This is a genomic window from Streptomyces cirratus, assembly GCF_014650775.1.
Taxonomy (GTDB): domain Bacteria; phylum Actinomycetota; class Actinomycetes; order Streptomycetales; family Streptomycetaceae; genus Streptomyces; species Streptomyces cirratus.
On sequence record NZ_BMVP01000023.1, the window covers coordinates 20,367 to 35,832 of the forward strand.

Consider the following 15,466-nt stretch of genomic DNA (forward strand, 5'->3'; position numbering starts at 1 on the left):
AGTGCGCGGGCCGGGTCAGATCTTGCCGATGTCCGTGCGGTACATGCGCGGGGCCCGGCGGGGCGGGGCGTGGCCGGCGAGGAGGACGAGGCGGGCGGCGCGGTGGCGCTGGCCCGCGTACGGGGCGAGGAGCTCCAGCATGACGGCGTCGTCGGCGTCCCGGTCCCCGGCGAGGGCGTAGCCGATGATGCCGGGCAGGTGGAGGTCACCGGTGGTGACGGCGTCGGGGGCGCCGTTGCTGCGCTGGAGGGTCTCGGCGGAGGTCCAGGGGCCGATGCCGGGGACGGCCTCCAGGCGTTGCGCGGCCGCGAGGGGGTCCATGGCCGCCGCCTCCTCCAGCCGGCTCGCGACGCGTGCGGCGCGCAGGATGGTGGCGGAGCGCTTCATGTCGACGCCGGCCTTGTGCCAGTCCCAGGAGGGGATCAGGGTCCAGGTGCGGGCGGAGGGCATCACGTACAGGTCCTGGCGGGGGCCGGGGGCGGGCTCGCCGTACTGGCGGACCAGGCGGCGCCAGGCGCGGTAGGCCTCGTCGGCGGTGACCTTCTGCTCCAGCACCGTCGGGATGAGGGACTCCAGCACCAGTCCGGTCCGGGTCAGGCGCAGGCCCGGGCGGCGGCGGTGACTGGCGTGCAGGAGGCGGTGGCGGGGGACGAAGGCGGCGGGGTCGTCGTCGGCTCCGAGCAGGGCGGGGAGGGTGTCGAGGGCCCAGGCCGCGCCGGGGCCCCAGGCTTCGGCGCGGACCTCGTGGGCGGCGGCGGCGACACGGAGGGTGGCGGGGCCGTCGGGGGTGCGGCTGGTCTTCCAGACGGAGCCGTCGGGGGTGGTGCGGAAGGTGGGGTCGGCGGGGCCGCGGCGCAGGGGGCCGAGGGTGAGGCCGAGGTCGAGGGGGCCGGGCGGGGCCCAGGCGCGGCTGCGGGCGCCGGAGCCGGCGGGGCGGCCGGGGCCTGCGGGCACGCCGGTGCGGCCGCCGCGGGCGGCGGTGGGGGTGAGGGGGTCGAAGCGGGCGGCCACGCCTTGAGCCTATCCCGGGGCCGGGGGGCGGGGTTTCGCGGCGGCGCCGGGCCCGGCCCCGGCCCCCGGGCGGGGGCGGGGCGGGGACCGGCGGCGGCTGCGGCGCCGTTGCGCGAGCGGCCCCGGCTGCGCCGGGCTCCCGGGGCTCCGCCCCGGACCCCGCGCCTCAAACGCCGGCGAGGCTGGAATTGCGGACCCGGCGGCCCGGACACCAGCGGGGCCGGAGATGCGGACCTGGCGCCCGGACACCGGTCAAGCTGCGCCCTGCACGCAGACGGGTCTGGAGTTGCGGACCCGACACCCCCGACACCAGCGGGTCTGGAGTTGCGGACCCGGCACCCCCGACACCGGTCAAGCTGCGCCGCTGGAGATGCGGATCCGGCGGACCGGACGCGTCAGCGGCCCTGGAGTTTGGCCGAGGTGGTGCGGGTGGGGGGGAGTTCGTTGTAGAGGCGGCGGCCGGGGCACTCCGTGGCGAAGCCGTCGCGGTGGCCCGAGATGACGTTCATGCGGACCTTGGTGCCCTTCTTGTACAGGTTGCCGCCGCCGGAGGTGAGGGTCGTCTTCGCGCGGGGGTCCGCGCCGAAGAGGCCGAGCTTCCAGGCCGTCAGGCCGGCCACCGCCTTGACCGCCGCCGCCGGCGGGGTGGTGGAGGTGAAGGTGCCGATCACCGCGACGCCCATGCTGTTCGTGTTGAAGCCCATGGTGTGCGCGCCGAGCACCGGCTTGGCGACACCGCCCGCCCGGCCTTCGTACACCGTCCCGCACTTGTCGACGGCGAAGTTGTAGCCGATGTCGCGCCACCCCTCGCTCAGCACGTGGTAGCGGTACAGGCTGCGCAGCACCGAAGGGGCGTCCTTGCAGGCGTAGTTGTTCCCGGAGGCGGTGTGGTGGACGAACGCCGCCTTCACGGTGCTCGTGTACACGAAGCCGGGCTCGCGCAGGCTCTCGTCCGCGCCCCACCCCTTGCGGGTGACGATCCGGGGCCGCGGGCCGATGTAGGGGCGGGCGGCGGCGCTGAGGCTGCCGTCGCTCGCGGCGATCGCGTCGGCGGTGGAGTCGGCCTTGTTCAGCGCGGTGATCTCGTCGGCGCCGAGCGGGGCCAGCGGGACGTTCGCGCCGGAGGACTCCGCCATTTCCATGGTCATGTCCGGGGCCAGTTCCGCGTCGCCCTTGTCGTCGTCCTTCGGACGCGCCGCCGCGCGCACCGCCGCACCGCCCGGGTTCTTGCCGTCGGAGACCGTCGTACTGGTCTGCGTACCGGGGTCGACCAGTTCGAGCCGCATGCCCGACGGCAGCGGGGAGGTCGTCCGGGTGCCCTGTTCGGCCTGGACGCGGACCTCGACGCCGTCCGATTCGCCGACCCACAGGGGGGCGGTGCTGCCGCGGACGCGGCCGGAGCCTCGTTCGGCCGTGTCGGGGTCGGCGGCGTGTTCGCCGTTGTGGGTCTCGATGTCCTGCCAGTCGGACCAGGCCGCCGTCGAGGTGGAGCGGGTGCGGACCTGGACGCGGCCGAGGAGCCGGGTGGCCACGTCGTCCCAGACCACGCCGACCAGCGAGAACGTCTTGACCTTCCGCGGGGGCAGGCCGCGTGTCTCGGGCAGGCGCGGGGCGGCGCTCATGCCGGGGACGCCGGGCGTGCGGTCCGCCGCCGGTCCCAGGGGGACCAGGGGCAGAGACTGGGTGGACCCGGCTGGGTCCACGGGGGCGGCCGCGCCGAGGGGCACGGCCGCCAGGGCCGGAGTGGTCAGCGCGAGCGGCAGGGCCAGTGCGGCGGCCGTCGCGACGCCGATCGAGGAAGCAAGGTATCCACGCATGGAAAAAATGCTGGGCACGCTCATCCGGAACCGCCATCGGGGAACTGACGCCCCGTCCGCTGGAAACGCGGATACCCCTCCCCCGTACGGGGGAGCCGCCGACCCCCGTACGGCGGAGGGCCCCGCGTACGCTGTGGCGGGTGAACGCCTCTGACCGCACCCCTGCCGACCTGCTGCGATCCGCGCTCGCCGGCGATCCTGGCCGCCCGCTCGTCACCTTCTACGACGACGCCACGGGCGAGCGCGTCGAATTGTCCGTCGCCACCTTCGCCAATTGGGTGGCCAAGACCGCCAATCTGCTCCAGGGCGATTTGGGAGCCGAGCCCGGGACCCGGCTCGCGCTGCTGCTGCCCGCGCACTGGCAGAGCGCGGTGTGGCTGCTGGCATGCGCCTCTGTCGGGGTCGTCGCCGAGGTGGGCGGGGACCCGGCCGCCGCCGACGTGGTGGTGAGCGGGCCGGACACCCTGGAGGAGGCCGCGGCCTGTTCCGGGGAGCGGGTGGCGCTCGCGCTGCGGCCGCTGGGCGGGCGCTTCCCGCAGCCGCCGGCCGGGTTCGCCGACTACGCCGTGGAGGTGCCGGGGCAGGGCGACCGCTTCGCGCCGTTCCAGCCGGTCGACGCGCACGCCCCCGGGCTGGTGGTCGGCGGCGAGGAGCTCTCGTACGCCCAGGTCGTGGCGCGCGCCCGCGAGGACGCGGCGGAGCGGGGTCTCGGCGAGGGTTCGCGGGTGCTGTCCGGGCTGGACTACGACACCTGGGAAGGGCTCTCGGCGGGGCTGTTCGCCGCTCTCGCCTCGGGCGGCTCGGTGGTGCTGTGCCGGAACCTGGACCGGCTGGCGCCGGACGGGCTGGCTCAGCGGGTCGAGAGCGAGCGGGTCACGCACACCGCCTGACCGGTGCCCGTCCCGTACCGCCCGCACAACCGCTATTTGTCACCCGCACGGCCCTGTACAGGGCCCCGCCCCCGGGCCGCCCCGGCCGCCCGGGGGCAGGATCGGCAGAGGCCGTACCCACCCGTGCGGCCGACCGGTACGGGTGAGGGGACGGTGCGGCAGTGAGGGGCAGCGCGGGCATACGAGGCGGCACCGCAGGGCCCGGAGGCGTTCCCACGCCTCCGCAGGGCCCCCGGGGCCGTCTGCTGCGCTGGATCGCCCTCGGGATGGCCCTGCTGGTGCTGGCGGGCGCGGCCGCCGGCTGGTGGCTGTACCGGAAGCTGGAGGGCAACATCCGGGCGGACTCCTCGGCCGCCGCCGAGCTGCAGCTCTACGAACGCGAGCGGCCGAGGCATCTCGGCGACGGCGCCCAGAACATCCTGATCATCGGATCCGACACCCGTTCGGGCAAGGACAACGCCCACTACGGCCAGGACAAGGGCACGCAGCGCTCGGACACCGCGATCCTGCTGCACCTGCCGGCGGACCGGAGGAGCGCGACGGCCGTGTCGATACCCCGTGACCTGGTGACGGAGATCCCGGCGTGCCTGACGGCGGGCGGGAGCCGCACCGAGGCGCAGCGGGCGCAGTTCAACTGGGCGTACGAGTGGGGCGGCGCCGCCTGCACGGTCCGTACGGTGGAGAAGCTCTCCGGGATCCGGATCGACCACCACATGGTGCTGGACTTCGGCGGGTTCAAGAAGATGGTCGACGCGGTCGGCGGCGTGGAGGTGTGCCTCAAGCAGCCGATGGACGACCCGGAGGCGAAGCTGCGGCTGCCGGCCGGCCGCCGGCTGCTCCACGGGGAGCAGGCCCTGGGTTTCGTGCGTGCCCGCTACAGCCTGGGCGACGGCAGCGACACCGAACGGATGCGGCGCCAGCAGCAGTTCCTGGGCGCCCTGGTGCAGAAGGTGCAGAGCAACGGGGTGTTGCTGAACCCGGGGCGGCTCTACCCGCTGCTGGACGCGGCGACCTCGGCGGTGACCACGGACCCGGGGCTGGCCACGCTGCGGGGGCTGTACGAACTCGTACGCGGGGTGCGGGACGTACCGACGGACCAGGTCAGGTTCCTCACGGTGCCGCGCCGCCCGTACGCCGCCGACCCGAACCGGGACGAACTCGTCGAGCCGGACGCGGACCGGCTGTTCCTCCAGCTGCGGACGGACCGGCCGCTGACGGTCGTCCCGCCCTCGCCCACGGGCCCGCAGCCACCTGCGGGACCGTCCCCGACGGACGGGCCGCGCACCGTCTATCCGTGGCTGGTCGGAACCGGTGTGCCCCCCTCGCCCGTCCCCACTTTCACCGGCACCACGGCGGACAACCCCGGCTGCCGGTAAAGCAATCCAAAAAGCCCACGGTCCAACCGCACGGGTTGGGTGTTTTGGGCGTTATGTGGGGGGTGGGTTTTGTCACCGCCATGGTTTGCGGCCGACATGGCCGGATAAGGTGAGCGATCCGGTGCCCAGGCCGCTAAGGACGCCGGGCACCAGCAGCCGGACGTTGACCGTGCGCCTTGGGGGAGGCGCGTCGCGAGGCCCCGACGGAGGATTCGAGCAACCGTGGATGCGCAAAGCCGTGGGCGGGCGGACGAAATCGACCCCGCCGACCAGTGGGTCCTCAACCCCCGCACCGGCAATTACGAACTGCGACTGGGCAATTCCGCTGCGCAGCAGCCGTCCGTCGCCCCACCCCGCAGATCGCGCACCTCGCGTAAGGCTCCCCCCGCCACCTCCCCCGCGTCCCCGGCGGTGCCCGGGCCCCGGCGTGGCGACGGCCCGCCCGGGGGCGGCGGGCGCCGGCCCGGACGCTCGCGCAAGGGCGACGGCGGGAAGCGCGGCAGGAAGGCGCTGGTCGTCGGTGGCGCAACCCTCGCGTTCGTCCTCGTCGCCGGCTCGCTGGGCGCGTACCTGTACTACGAGCACCTCAACAGCAATCTGAACGTCATCGACACCGGTTCCGCGGGCACGGGCGGTTTCAAGAAGGACCAGCCCATCAACATCCTGGTCATCGGCACCGACAAGCGCAGCGGCGCCGGCAACGAGGGCTACGGGGACGCCGACAGCGTCGGCCACGCCGACACCACGATCCTGTTCCACGTCTCCAAGGACCGCAGCAACGCGACGGCGCTGTCCATCCCGCGCGACCTGATCACCAACATCCCGGTGTGCCCGACGAAGCAGCCGGACGGTGCGGTCAAGGACGTTCCCGGTCAGCACACGGTCCGGTTCAACGAGAGCCTGGGCCAGGAGGGCCGCGACCCGGGCTGCACGATGCGCACGGTGCAGCAGATCACCGGGATCCAGGTCGACCACTTCATGATGGTCGACTTCAACGCGGTGAAGAACCTGAGCACGGCGGTCGGCGGCGTCCCGGTGTGCGTGGAGAAGGCCGTCCACGACAAGGACTCCAAACTCGACCTGCCGGCGGGCGAGAGCCGGCTGCAGGGCGAGCAGGCGCTGGCCTTCGTACGCACCCGGCACGCCTTCGGCAACGCGAGCGACCTGGACCGCATCAAGACGCAGCAGCAGTTCCTCGGCTCGATGATGCGCGAGATGAAGTCCAAGGAGACCCTGACCAGTCCGAAGAAGTTCCTCTCCCTGGCCGAGGCGGCCACCAAGTCGCTGAGCGTCGACCAGGGAATAGGGTCCATCAAGCAGCTCACCTCGCTCGCGGGTGAGTTGAAGAACATAAACCTCAAGAACATCACCTTCACGACGCTTCCGGTGGTCGACAACCCGAACGACCCCCCGGGCAAGCACATCACCGTCGTGCTCAACCCCTCGCAGGCCGATCCGCTGCTGCGGATGATCCGGGGCGACGTCTCGCTCACGGAGGTCGAGCAGAAGGAGCAGGCGGCCAAGCAGGACGCCAAGAACAAGGAGGACGCGCAGCTCCAGGGCAACCGCGCGCCCGCGGGCGACGTCCGGGTGAACGTCCTCAACGGGGGCGGTCCCGCCGGCTCGGCCTCGACGACCTTGACGTGGCTGCAGAACAGCAAGGGCGTGGGCAAGGCCAGCAACCTCGGGAACGCGCCCGTGAAGGTCGACACCACGCAGCTGGAGTACGCGCCCAACCAGGCCGACCAGGCCCGGGCGCTGGCCGACATGATGGGGCTCGCGGGTTCGGCGCTCAAGGTCGGCCCTGCGGACGCGGCGCCGCGAACTCCCATGAAGCTGACGCTCGGCGCCGACTTCAAGGAACCGGGCGTCCCGATCTCGGGCCCCGTGCCGCAACAGGCGCCCGAGGGACTCCAGCGGGTAGAGGCCGACAAGGCGATCTGCGCCAAGTAACGGCGCCCCGGGGGGGCATGGGGGGCGGTGGTCAGCCGCCGTGTTCGTCGGGCGGTCAGCCGCCCTGCTCTTCGGGCGTTCAACCGCCCTGCTCTTCGGGCGGTCAGCCGCCCTGCTCGTAGACCGGCCGCCGGATGGCGGCCGGTAGCCGGTACGACCGGCAGCACACCGACCGATGTGATCTTGAGGGGGTACGCGTGAGGCAAAGCAGCGTGCGTGGGGAGGGGGCGCCCGACCAGGCCACCGACGACGGCATACCCCGCGGCGGTGCGGGCGCGTCCGGCGTCGTACCCCCACCGCGGTCGGGTTCCGCCGGGGCCCGGCCCCCGGGCGGCCCCGGGCGACCCGTCCGCAGGCGCCGGCGGCGCGTGCTGTTCTGGGTGGCCTCGGTCCTGGCGTTCCTGATCCTCTCGACGTCGGCCGCGGGCTACCTCTACTACCGGCACCTCGACGGCAACATCCGCAGCGGCCAGCGGCTGAGCGGCGACAGCGGTGTGGCCAAGTCCGGGGCGAACGCAAAGGGCCAGCGTCCGCTGAACATCCTGCTGATCGGCTCGGACAGCCGCAACAAGCCGGAGAACCTGGAGCTGGGCGGCAGCCGGGACAGCGTCGGGGCGCCTCCGCTGGCAGACGTGCAGATGCTGCTGCACGTCTCCGCCGACCGGCAGAACGCCTCGGTGGTCAGCGTTCCCCGCGACACCCGGGTGGACATACCCGAGTGCACGGACCCGAAGACCGGCGAGAAGTTCAAGAAGACCTACGCCATGATCAACGAGTCCCTCGGCCGCGGGGGCCCGGGCTGCACGCTGGCCACCTGGGAGAAGCTGACCAACGTCTACATCGACCACTGGATGATGATCGACTTCTTCGGGGTCGTACAGATGGCGGACGCGATCGGCGGCGTCGACGTCTGCGTGAAGGACAACGTCTGGGACCGCCCCCTGCCCACCTCGGGCGGGGGCTCCGGCCTCAAGCTCAGGGCGGGCACGACGAAGATCAAGGGCGAGCAGGCTCTCCAGTGGCTGCGCACCCGGCACGCGTTCAGCAGCGACTTGGGCCGGGCGCAGGCCCAGCACATGTACATGAACTCGATGATGCGCGAGCTCAAGGGCCAGAACGCCTTCACCGACGTCGGCCGGATCACCGCCCTGGCGGAGGCGGGCACGAAGGCGCTGGAGGTCTCCGAGGAGATCGGCTCGGTCAAGAAGCTGTACGGCCTGACGATGCAGCTCAAGGACGTACCGGTCAACCGCATCACCATGACGACGATGCCCACGTTCCAGGACCCCCGGGACGAGGACCGGCTGATCGTGAACCCGGGCGACGCCGAGAAGCTGTGGACGATGCTCCGCAAGGACGTGGCCTTCGACAAGAACGGCGATCCGAAGGCCGCGCAGAGCCCGCAGCCCGGGCAGAACCAGCAGCCGGGGCAGAGCCCGCAGCCCGGCCAGCCGGGCGCCCAGCCCAGCCAGAGCGCGCCGGGCGCGGACGCGTCGAAGCAGCCGGTCACCACGCCCGACAAGATCACCGTGCACGTGGTCAACGGCACGGGCGCCGGGATGCCGCTCGCGCCGCAGCGGGCCTCGGCGGTCGCCGGGGCGCTGGTCGGCAAGGGCTTCACGGGGGCCAAGGCGGACAGCGCGCTGGTCCCGGAGAAGACCACCGTGGTCCGCTACCCGAGCCCGGACCTGGCCGACGAGGCGCAGAGCGTCGCGGCGGCGCTCGGCATCCCCGCGAGCGCGGTGCAGCAGTCGGCCGAGGTCTCCCGGATCACGCTGATCGTGGGCGCCGACTGGCGCGAGGGGACCGCGTACCCGCAGCAGGCTCCCCCGGCAGCCGGATCGGTCCCGGACACCGCCGAGGCGATCAACGGCGCGGACACCGGGCAGTGCATGGACGTGTACAAGCCCTACCGGTGGTGACCTGGTCCCGGAAGGCGAAGGGGGTGGCCCCGGTCCGCTGCTGCGGACCGGGGCCACCCCCTTTCCCGTACGGGCCGCTCAGACCTCGGAGGGGTCGCGGCGCACCGACGGTCGGCGGCTGGCGATGACCTTGGCCGCCAGCGCGCGCGGGCTGGTCAGGAAGCCGAAGCCCCAGCACATGTGCATGGTGGCCAGGGCCACCGGGATCTGCGCCCGGGCCTTGAGGGAGAGCCCCTTGCCGGCCGGGACCGAGCCCACGGTGATCGCCGCGAGGTAGCCCACGGGGACGGCGAAGGCCCAGGGGGTGACGGCGACGCCCGCCACCAGCCCGGCCGCTATGGCGCAGACGGCGGTCGGCGGGGCGAGGTAGCGCAGGTTGATCGAGCCCGAGTGGTAGCGGGCCACCACGTGGCGCCAGCGCCCGTAGTCCTTGTACTGCTTGGCGAGCGCCCGTACGGAGGGCCGCGGGCGGTACTGGACCTTCAGCTCGGGCGAGAACCAGATGAGCCCGCCGGCCTCGCGGATGCGGAAGTTCAGCTCCCAGTCCTGGGCGCGGATGAACTCCTCGTTGTAGCCGCCCTGCTGCTCCAGCGCTTCGCGCCGGAAGACGCCCAGGTAGACGGTCTCGGCCGGGCCCGCCTCGCCACCGGTGTGGAAGGCGGCGTTGCCGACGCCGATCCTGGAGGTCATCGCGGCGGCGACGGCGTCCTCCCAGGCGTTCTCGCCCTCGGCGTGCATGATCCCGCCGACGTTCTGCGCGCCGGTCTCCTCCAGGAGGCGGACGGCGGTGGCGATGTAGTTCGGGGAGAGCATGCCGTGGCCGTCGACGCGTACCACGATCGGGTGACGCGAGGCCTTGATGGCGGCGTTGAGGGCGGCCGGGGTGCGGCCGGTGGGGTTCGGGACGGTGTGGACGCGGGCTCGTTCGTTGGACGCGGTTTCGCGTACGAGCTCGGCGGCGATCTCGTCGGTGCGGTCCGTGGACGGCCCGAGTGCGATCACCACCTCCATCTCGCCTGCGTACTCCTGTCCGAGGATGTGCCGGACGGAGTCACGCAGGTGGCGCTCCTCGTTGAGCACCGGCATGATCACCGAGACTGCGGGCTGCTGGGCGGGCATGTGGTCCTTCACGGTCGGGTACCGGTGTCACGTTACCGCGTACGGGGGAACCGGGTGCGCGGCGGACGAGCGGTACGGACGGACGCTGATCGTATGGGCCTACTGTTCTGACGATCCGCAATCCCGCATAGCCGATATACCTGCCGATATCGGCTGATCCATCCCTGAATCCGTCCCTGCCGTTCCCCGCTGTTCCCCCGCGGAGGTGTCCCCCGTGCCCCAGCCGCACCGTCCCACCCGTCCCGCCAGGCCACGGCCGCCCCGGCGCGCGCCGCACGGTGGTGGCGGCCAGGCCAGGCGCCCCGGGGACACGCCCCGGTGGGGGGTGCGGATCGCGGGGAGCCTGGCGGTGGTGGTGCTGTCCTGTGGAGCCGTCGGGCACGCCGTGATGACCGGCCTGGACACCGGGATCGACCGGGTGGACCCGTTCAAGGACATGAAGAACCGCCCGCAGGCCGGGCACGGGATGAACTTCCTGCTCGTCGGCACCGACGGCCGCGACAAGATCACGCCGGAGGAGAAGCGCGAGTACCGCCTCGGCGGGGCGCCCTGCCACTGCACGGACACGATCATGCTGGTGCACCTGTCCGCCGACCGGGACCGGGCGAGCGTGATCAGCCTGCCCCGGGACAGCTACGCCGAGGTCCCCGCCCACCAGGACCAGAACACCGGCCGGCCCCACGGCCCGCACCCCATCAAGCTGAACGCCGCGTACTCGGAGGGCGGCCCCAACCTGACCGTGCGCACCGTGGAGAACATGACCCGGGTGAAGATCGACCACTACCTGGAGGTCGACTTCACCAGCTTCATGAAGACCGTCGACGCGGTGGGCGGCGTGACGATCTGCACCGCCAAGACGATGCGCGACACCTACACCGGGCTGGAGCTGCTGCCCGGCACCCACCGCCTCACGGGTGGCCAGGCCCTGCAGTACGTGCGCTCGCGCCATGTCGACGGGGCCGCGGACCTCGGCCGGATGCAGCGCCAGCAGCGGTTCATCGCCGCCCTGATCAAGCAGGCCACCGGCAGCGGGGTGCTGCTGAACCCGGTGAAGTTCAAGCAGGTCAGCTCGACGCTGCTGGGCTCGGTACGGGCCGACCGGGACTTCGGTTCGGAGCAGATGCTGGCCCTGGGGCAGGCGATGCGCGGCTTCACCCCCGCTTCCTCGGAGTTCGCCTCGGTGCCGGTCGGCGACACCGCGTACGAGGTCAAGGGGATCGGCTCGACGGTGAAGTGGGACGAGGCGAAGGCGGCCAAGCTCTTCGAGTCGCTCCGCGAGGACCGGCCGCTGGCGGAGGCGCCCGCCGGGCGGCCGGGCCGGCCCGCCCAGGGCGGCGGCGGCCGGCCCCCGGCGGCGGTCCCGGTCGACGTGCCGCCCGACGAGATCCGCGTCCAGGTGGAGAACGGCACCCGCATCGACGGCCTCGGCGGCCGGGTGGACTCCGCGCTGCGCGCCACCGGCTTCGACACCACCGGGCTCCCCGGCGGCGCCGCCCGCCGGGACGTCAAGCGCACGGTGATCACCTACGACCCCCGCTGGGACCGCTCGGCCCGCACGGTGGCGACCGCCCTGCCGGGCAGCGAACTGCGCGCGGTCCCGGGCCAGGGCCGCACGGTCCTGGTGACGGCGGGCACGGACTACAGGAAGGTGAACCCGGTCCGCGCGGACGACCCCTACCAGGGCCAGTTCTCAGTGGCCACGGGCGACCAGGTCAACTGCGGCAAGTAGTGGCCCGGGCTACTTCGTCCGTTCCAGCAGCGACACCTGGAGGCCGCGGACGCCGGTCTTCTGGAGCACCTTGTAGTGGCTCTCCAGCGCCTTCGCCTGGGCCTCGGGGAGCTTGTGGTACGGGTTGCCCGTACCGCTCCAGGTGACGACCCAGATCCGGCGGGTGGTGTCGAGGCAGGCGACGGGCCTGGTGCACTCCTGCGGGAACAGGTCGTCGCGCTGGACCGCGGTGCGCTCCGAGAAGACGTCTCGGAGCTCGACGCGGTCGGGGAGGAAGTACTCCACCTGGAAGTCGATCATGTACACGTTGTCGGCGCCCCGGACGGGCACGAAGCCGTCCCCCGGCCGGTAGCCCTTGGCGATGACCTGCGCGGCCGCCTCGCCGTCGAGGCCCACCTTCACCAGCTCCGTGCGGAGCTGACGCTGGTCGGGGACACCGAGGAGCACGATGGCGGCCAGCCCGACCGCCCCCGCCGCCTTCGGCTTGACCGCGGCCAGGCCGGCTGCGGCCAGCACCACCCAGGCGGGGACGGTGAACAGCAGGTAGCGGTCCATGAAGTAGGAGGTGCTGCCCTGCGAGACCAGGAAGTCGGCCGCGATGGGGACCGCTCCGGTCAGGCCGAGCTCCAGCGCGGGCCGACGGCCCCGGGCCCATGCGAGGGGGAGCAGCGCGGCCGCCGCGACGGCGAGGGCGACGAGCGGGCTGCCGAAGAGGGCGCTCCACAGATCGGCGAGGCTCCGCAGGTGCGGGGTCTTGATCCAGCTGATCTGCCGGCCCACCTGGCGCTGGCCCAGCAGCACCAGCGGGATCACCGGCACCAGCGCGACGGCGGTCGCCAGGACATAGGTGCCGACGGTGCGGCCGCGGCGGTCGCGCCGCCAGCGCAGCACCACGATCAGCGCGTGCGGCAGCAGGAACAGCAGCGAGACGATGTGGAACAGCCCGGCCAGCGCCACCGCGAGGGCGTACGGGGCCCAGCGCCGCAGGGTCGGCCGGTCGAGCGCCCGCATCAGCAGCCAGGTCGCGGCGGTGACCGCCAGCAGGACGAAGGCGTACGACCGCGCCTCCTGGCCGTACCGGGAGACCGACGGGAGCAGGGCGAAGAGGAGGCCGGCGAAGACGGCGGTGCGGCGGTCGAAGAGCCGACGGGCCGTCAGCACGACGAAGGCCGCCGCCGCGGCCATGGCCAGCGCCGACGGCATGCGCAGCATCGTCTCGGAGTCGCCGAACGCGGACATCCAGAAGTGCAGGACCAGGTAGTAGAGGCCGGAGACGGCGTCGACGTGCCCCAGCATCTCGATCAGGTCCCCGGTGCTGCGCGAGGCGGCGCTCCAGCTGGCCAGCTCGTCGCGCCAGGGCTGCACTCCGGCGCTGCCGTAGACGGTGACGGCCAGGGTCAGCAGCGCCGCCCACAGCCAGTCGAAGCCCGCCGCCCGCGAAGCCGGTGCGCCGCCCGTCGCGGTATGCGGCCTGCGGTCGACCGAGCCGGCCTCCGGTATGGCAGCCGTACTCCTGCTCGTCATCTGCTCGTACCTTCCGGGTCCATCGGGACGGCTGCGGTGCGCCGGCGCATGGGGAAATCCGGACCGGGCTCGACGTGCCAGGGTAGATCAGCCCCGGGGGCCGCACCCAATCCAGCGCGGCCCCCGCTGCGGCGGGCGGCCCGCGGTCACCTGGGGCGGACCGGCGGATCGCTCTTGGGCAGCGAGACCTTCGCCCCGTCCAGCAGCCTCTTGAGCACCGCCGACAACGGCCGCTCGGCGAAGCGGTGGACGAGCCAGGAAAGCAGCAGGATGACCGTCAGACACAGCGCCAGCAGCTGGAACGGTGCGATGCCGTGGTTGCGGCCCCAGCGGATCATCGCCCAGCCCAGCTCCTGGTGGAGCAGGTAGACGGGGTAGGTGAGCGCTCCGGCCACCGTGAGCCATTTCCAGCGGATCCAGTTGAGGGCGCCCATCGCCGCGGCGAGCATGACGAGGAAGGCCGCGGCGGAAACAGCGGCCATCACCGGCCAGGACAGGCTGTGGTGCACCTCGTACTCGTAGCCGCCCACGGTGATGTGCAGCCGGTTCTGCGCGAACAGCCAGGAGAAGGCGACCACTGCGAGCAGCAGCGGGTTCACACCGAACCGGTAGATGAGGTACATCGCCACGCCCGCGATGAAGTACGGGGCGTCCTGCGGCATGAAGACGGTGTCCATCAGCTTGCTGTCCGCACTGGGCGTGATCACCGCGAGGATCGTCCAGATCCCGCAGAAGGCCAGCACCCGGCGGTACGTCAGGCCCATGACGGCGACGATCGCGAAGAGCAGGTAGAAGCGGAGCTCGATCCAGAGCGTCCAGTACACGCCGTCGGCCTCGGTCACGCCGAGGGGGCGCTCCAGCATCGTGAGGTTGGTCAGCACGTCGCTGACGCTCATCGGTTTGCGACTGGCCCGGACGGTGGCGGCGAAGTTCACCACGAGGGTGGTGATGACGATGCCGACCCAGTAAGCCGGGTAGAGCCGCACGACCCGGGAGGTGAAGTAGTCCCGGGGAGAACGGCCCCAGCACGACATGCATATGACGAACCCGCTGATGAGGAAGAACAGCTGGACGCCCATCCACCCGTAGGAGGCGACCCGGTGGACGCTGGGCATCAGCGTCCGGGGCGTCGCACCCCACACCTCCGGGTGGATGTTGACGCCGGCCCAGTGGAAGGAGACCACGGAGAGCGCCGCTATCAGGCGCAGCCCGTCCAGGACGTAGAGCCGGGGGCGGCGCGCGGTGCCTGCGCCCTGGCGGGCCGTTGGTGCGGGAACGGCGTCCAGCACAGGCGGGGGTGGTATCACAGCTGACATGGGGGCTCGACTCCGCGATGTGTCCGGCTCGGGATCCGACGTCGCATCCGCTGGCGCGCACGCCCCGACGTCTGACGCAACCTTACGGGCGGCTTACGGCGCCGCACGACGTGACGGCGGTTGCGTGATTCGAAACACTCGCCGGTTCGAACCACGCGCTCGTGGGCTCAGGCCTCGAAGCCCTGCGCGGCCCGCTCCTCGCGCAGCGCCATGATCGCCTGGCGGCGGGCCAGGCGGTGGGTGCGTCGGATCTGGGCCTCCTGGAAGCGGCGCTCGTCCTGTTCCGTCTCCGGGAGGACGGGGGGCACCGTGCGCGGCTTGCCCTCGGCGTCGACCGCCGCGAAGACGAGATAGGCGCTGCCGACCTGGGTGGCGGGGGTGGATTCGTTCCAGCGCTCCGCGAGGACCCGTACGCCGATCTCCATGGAGGTGCGGCCGGTCCAGTTGCACTGGGCCTTCACGTGGACGAGGTCGCCGACCCGGACCGGGGCGAGGAACGCCATCTCGTCCATGGACGCGGTGACCGCGGGACCGCCCGAGTGGCGCCCGGCCACGGCGCCCGCCGCGTCGTCCACCAGCTTCATGATCACTCCGCCGTGGACGGTGCCCAGGAGGTTCGTGTCGTTGGCGGTCATGATGTGGCTGAGGGTGGTCCGGGAGGCCGAGATCGGCTTGCCCGGCGGATCGCCCGCTATCTCTGTCATACGAACACCTTAAAGGCGTCCCCGAAGCATCAGCTCTGCAACAGCACCGGTACGAAGTGCCCACCGGGCTGTCGGGCGGCTCCGCCGGGAAGGCATCCTTGGGCA

Annotated in this window: 11 protein-coding genes; 5 read left to right on the forward strand and 6 right to left on the reverse strand. The window is 72.4% G+C overall.

Annotated features, from left to right (window positions below; all coding sequences use genetic code 11):
- Positions 1 to 15: 15 nt before the first annotated feature.
- Both IE207_RS30790 and IE207_RS30795 read right to left on the reverse strand, forming a co-directional pair.
- The gene (locus IE207_RS30790) at positions 16 to 1,011 is read right to left on the reverse strand and encodes a DNA-3-methyladenine glycosylase family protein (RefSeq protein WP_190187628.1); all 996 of its coding nucleotides are present in this window, start codon (positions 1,009 to 1,011) and stop codon (positions 16 to 18) included.
- Positions 1,012 to 1,406: 395 nt separating this feature from the next.
- Positions 1,407 to 2,828, reverse strand: a complete 1,422-nt coding sequence (locus IE207_RS30795) for a peptidoglycan recognition protein family protein (RefSeq protein WP_190187629.1) — start codon at positions 2,826 to 2,828, stop codon at positions 1,407 to 1,409.
- A gap of 140 nt (positions 2,829 to 2,968) precedes the next feature.
- Here IE207_RS30795 and IE207_RS30800 point away from each other — a divergent pair, with 140 nt between their 5' ends.
- From IE207_RS30800 to IE207_RS30815, 4 genes are all read left to right on the forward strand, one after another.
- Complete coding sequence (locus tag IE207_RS30800; RefSeq protein WP_190187630.1) at positions 2,969 to 3,718, forward strand: TIGR03089 family protein; 750 nt, start codon at positions 2,969 to 2,971, stop codon at positions 3,716 to 3,718.
- 161 nt (positions 3,719 to 3,879) lie between these two features.
- On the forward strand, positions 3,880 to 5,094 hold the full coding sequence (locus tag IE207_RS30805; protein WP_308433695.1) for an LCP family protein: 1,215 nt from the start codon (positions 3,880 to 3,882) through the stop codon (positions 5,092 to 5,094).
- 222 nt (positions 5,095 to 5,316) lie between these two features.
- Positions 5,317 to 7,047, forward strand: coding sequence for an LCP family protein (locus IE207_RS30810; RefSeq protein WP_190187631.1), 1,731 nt, complete (start codon positions 5,317 to 5,319; stop codon positions 7,045 to 7,047).
- Positions 7,048 to 7,415: 368 nt separating this feature from the next.
- A complete protein-coding gene (locus IE207_RS30815) occupies positions 7,416 to 8,969 on the forward strand; it encodes an LCP family protein (protein WP_190187632.1) in 1,554 nt (517 codons plus the stop codon).
- A gap of 78 nt (positions 8,970 to 9,047) precedes the next feature.
- Here IE207_RS30815 and IE207_RS30820 read toward each other — a convergent pair whose 3' ends face one another.
- Entirely contained in the window at positions 9,048 to 10,088 is a 1,041-nt protein-coding gene (locus IE207_RS30820; protein WP_190187633.1) for a glycosyltransferase family 2 protein, read from the reverse strand.
- Between the two features lie 214 nt (positions 10,089 to 10,302).
- Here IE207_RS30820 and IE207_RS30825 point away from each other — a divergent pair, with 214 nt between their 5' ends.
- The gene (locus IE207_RS30825) at positions 10,303 to 11,817 is read left to right on the forward strand and encodes an LCP family protein (protein WP_444545003.1); all 1,515 of its coding nucleotides are present in this window, start codon (positions 10,303 to 10,305) and stop codon (positions 11,815 to 11,817) included.
- Positions 11,818 to 11,826: 9 nt separating this feature from the next.
- Here IE207_RS30825 and IE207_RS30830 read toward each other — a convergent pair whose 3' ends face one another.
- The 3 genes from IE207_RS30830 to IE207_RS30840 all read right to left on the reverse strand — a co-directional run bounded on the left by IE207_RS30830 (position 11,827) and on the right by IE207_RS30840 (position 15,361).
- A complete protein-coding gene (locus IE207_RS30830; RefSeq protein ID WP_190187635.1) occupies positions 11,827 to 13,341 on the reverse strand; it encodes a glycosyltransferase family 39 protein in 1,515 nt (504 codons plus the stop codon).
- 146 nt (positions 13,342 to 13,487) lie between these two features.
- The gene (locus IE207_RS30835; RefSeq protein ID WP_190187636.1) at positions 13,488 to 14,657 is read right to left on the reverse strand and encodes an acyltransferase family protein; all 1,170 of its coding nucleotides are present in this window, start codon (positions 14,655 to 14,657) and stop codon (positions 13,488 to 13,490) included.
- Positions 14,658 to 14,824: 167 nt separating this feature from the next.
- Positions 14,825 to 15,361, reverse strand: coding sequence for an acyl-CoA thioesterase (locus tag IE207_RS30840; protein ID WP_190187637.1), 537 nt, complete (start codon positions 15,359 to 15,361; stop codon positions 14,825 to 14,827).
- Between the last annotated feature and the right edge of the window lie 105 nt (positions 15,362 to 15,466).

Excerpts from the sequence above, each read along its gene's own strand:
- IE207_RS30795 (WP_190187629.1), bottom strand. The coding sequence starts at position 2,828 with ATGCGTGGATACCTTGCTTCCTCGATCGGCGTCGCGACGGCCGCCGCA.
- IE207_RS30820 (WP_190187633.1), bottom strand. The coding sequence starts at position 10,088 with ATGCCCGCCCAGCAGCCCGCAGTCTCGGTGATCATGCCGGTGCTCAAC.
- IE207_RS30830 (WP_190187635.1), bottom strand. The coding sequence starts at position 13,341 with ATGACGAGCAGGAGTACGGCTGCCATACCGGAGGCCGGCTCGGTCGAC.
- IE207_RS30835 (WP_190187636.1), bottom strand. The coding sequence starts at position 14,657 with ATGTCAGCTGTGATACCACCCCCGCCTGTGCTGGACGCCGTTCCCGCA.
- IE207_RS30840 (WP_190187637.1), bottom strand. The coding sequence starts at position 15,361 with ATGACAGAGATAGCGGGCGATCCGCCGGGCAAGCCGATCTCGGCCTCC.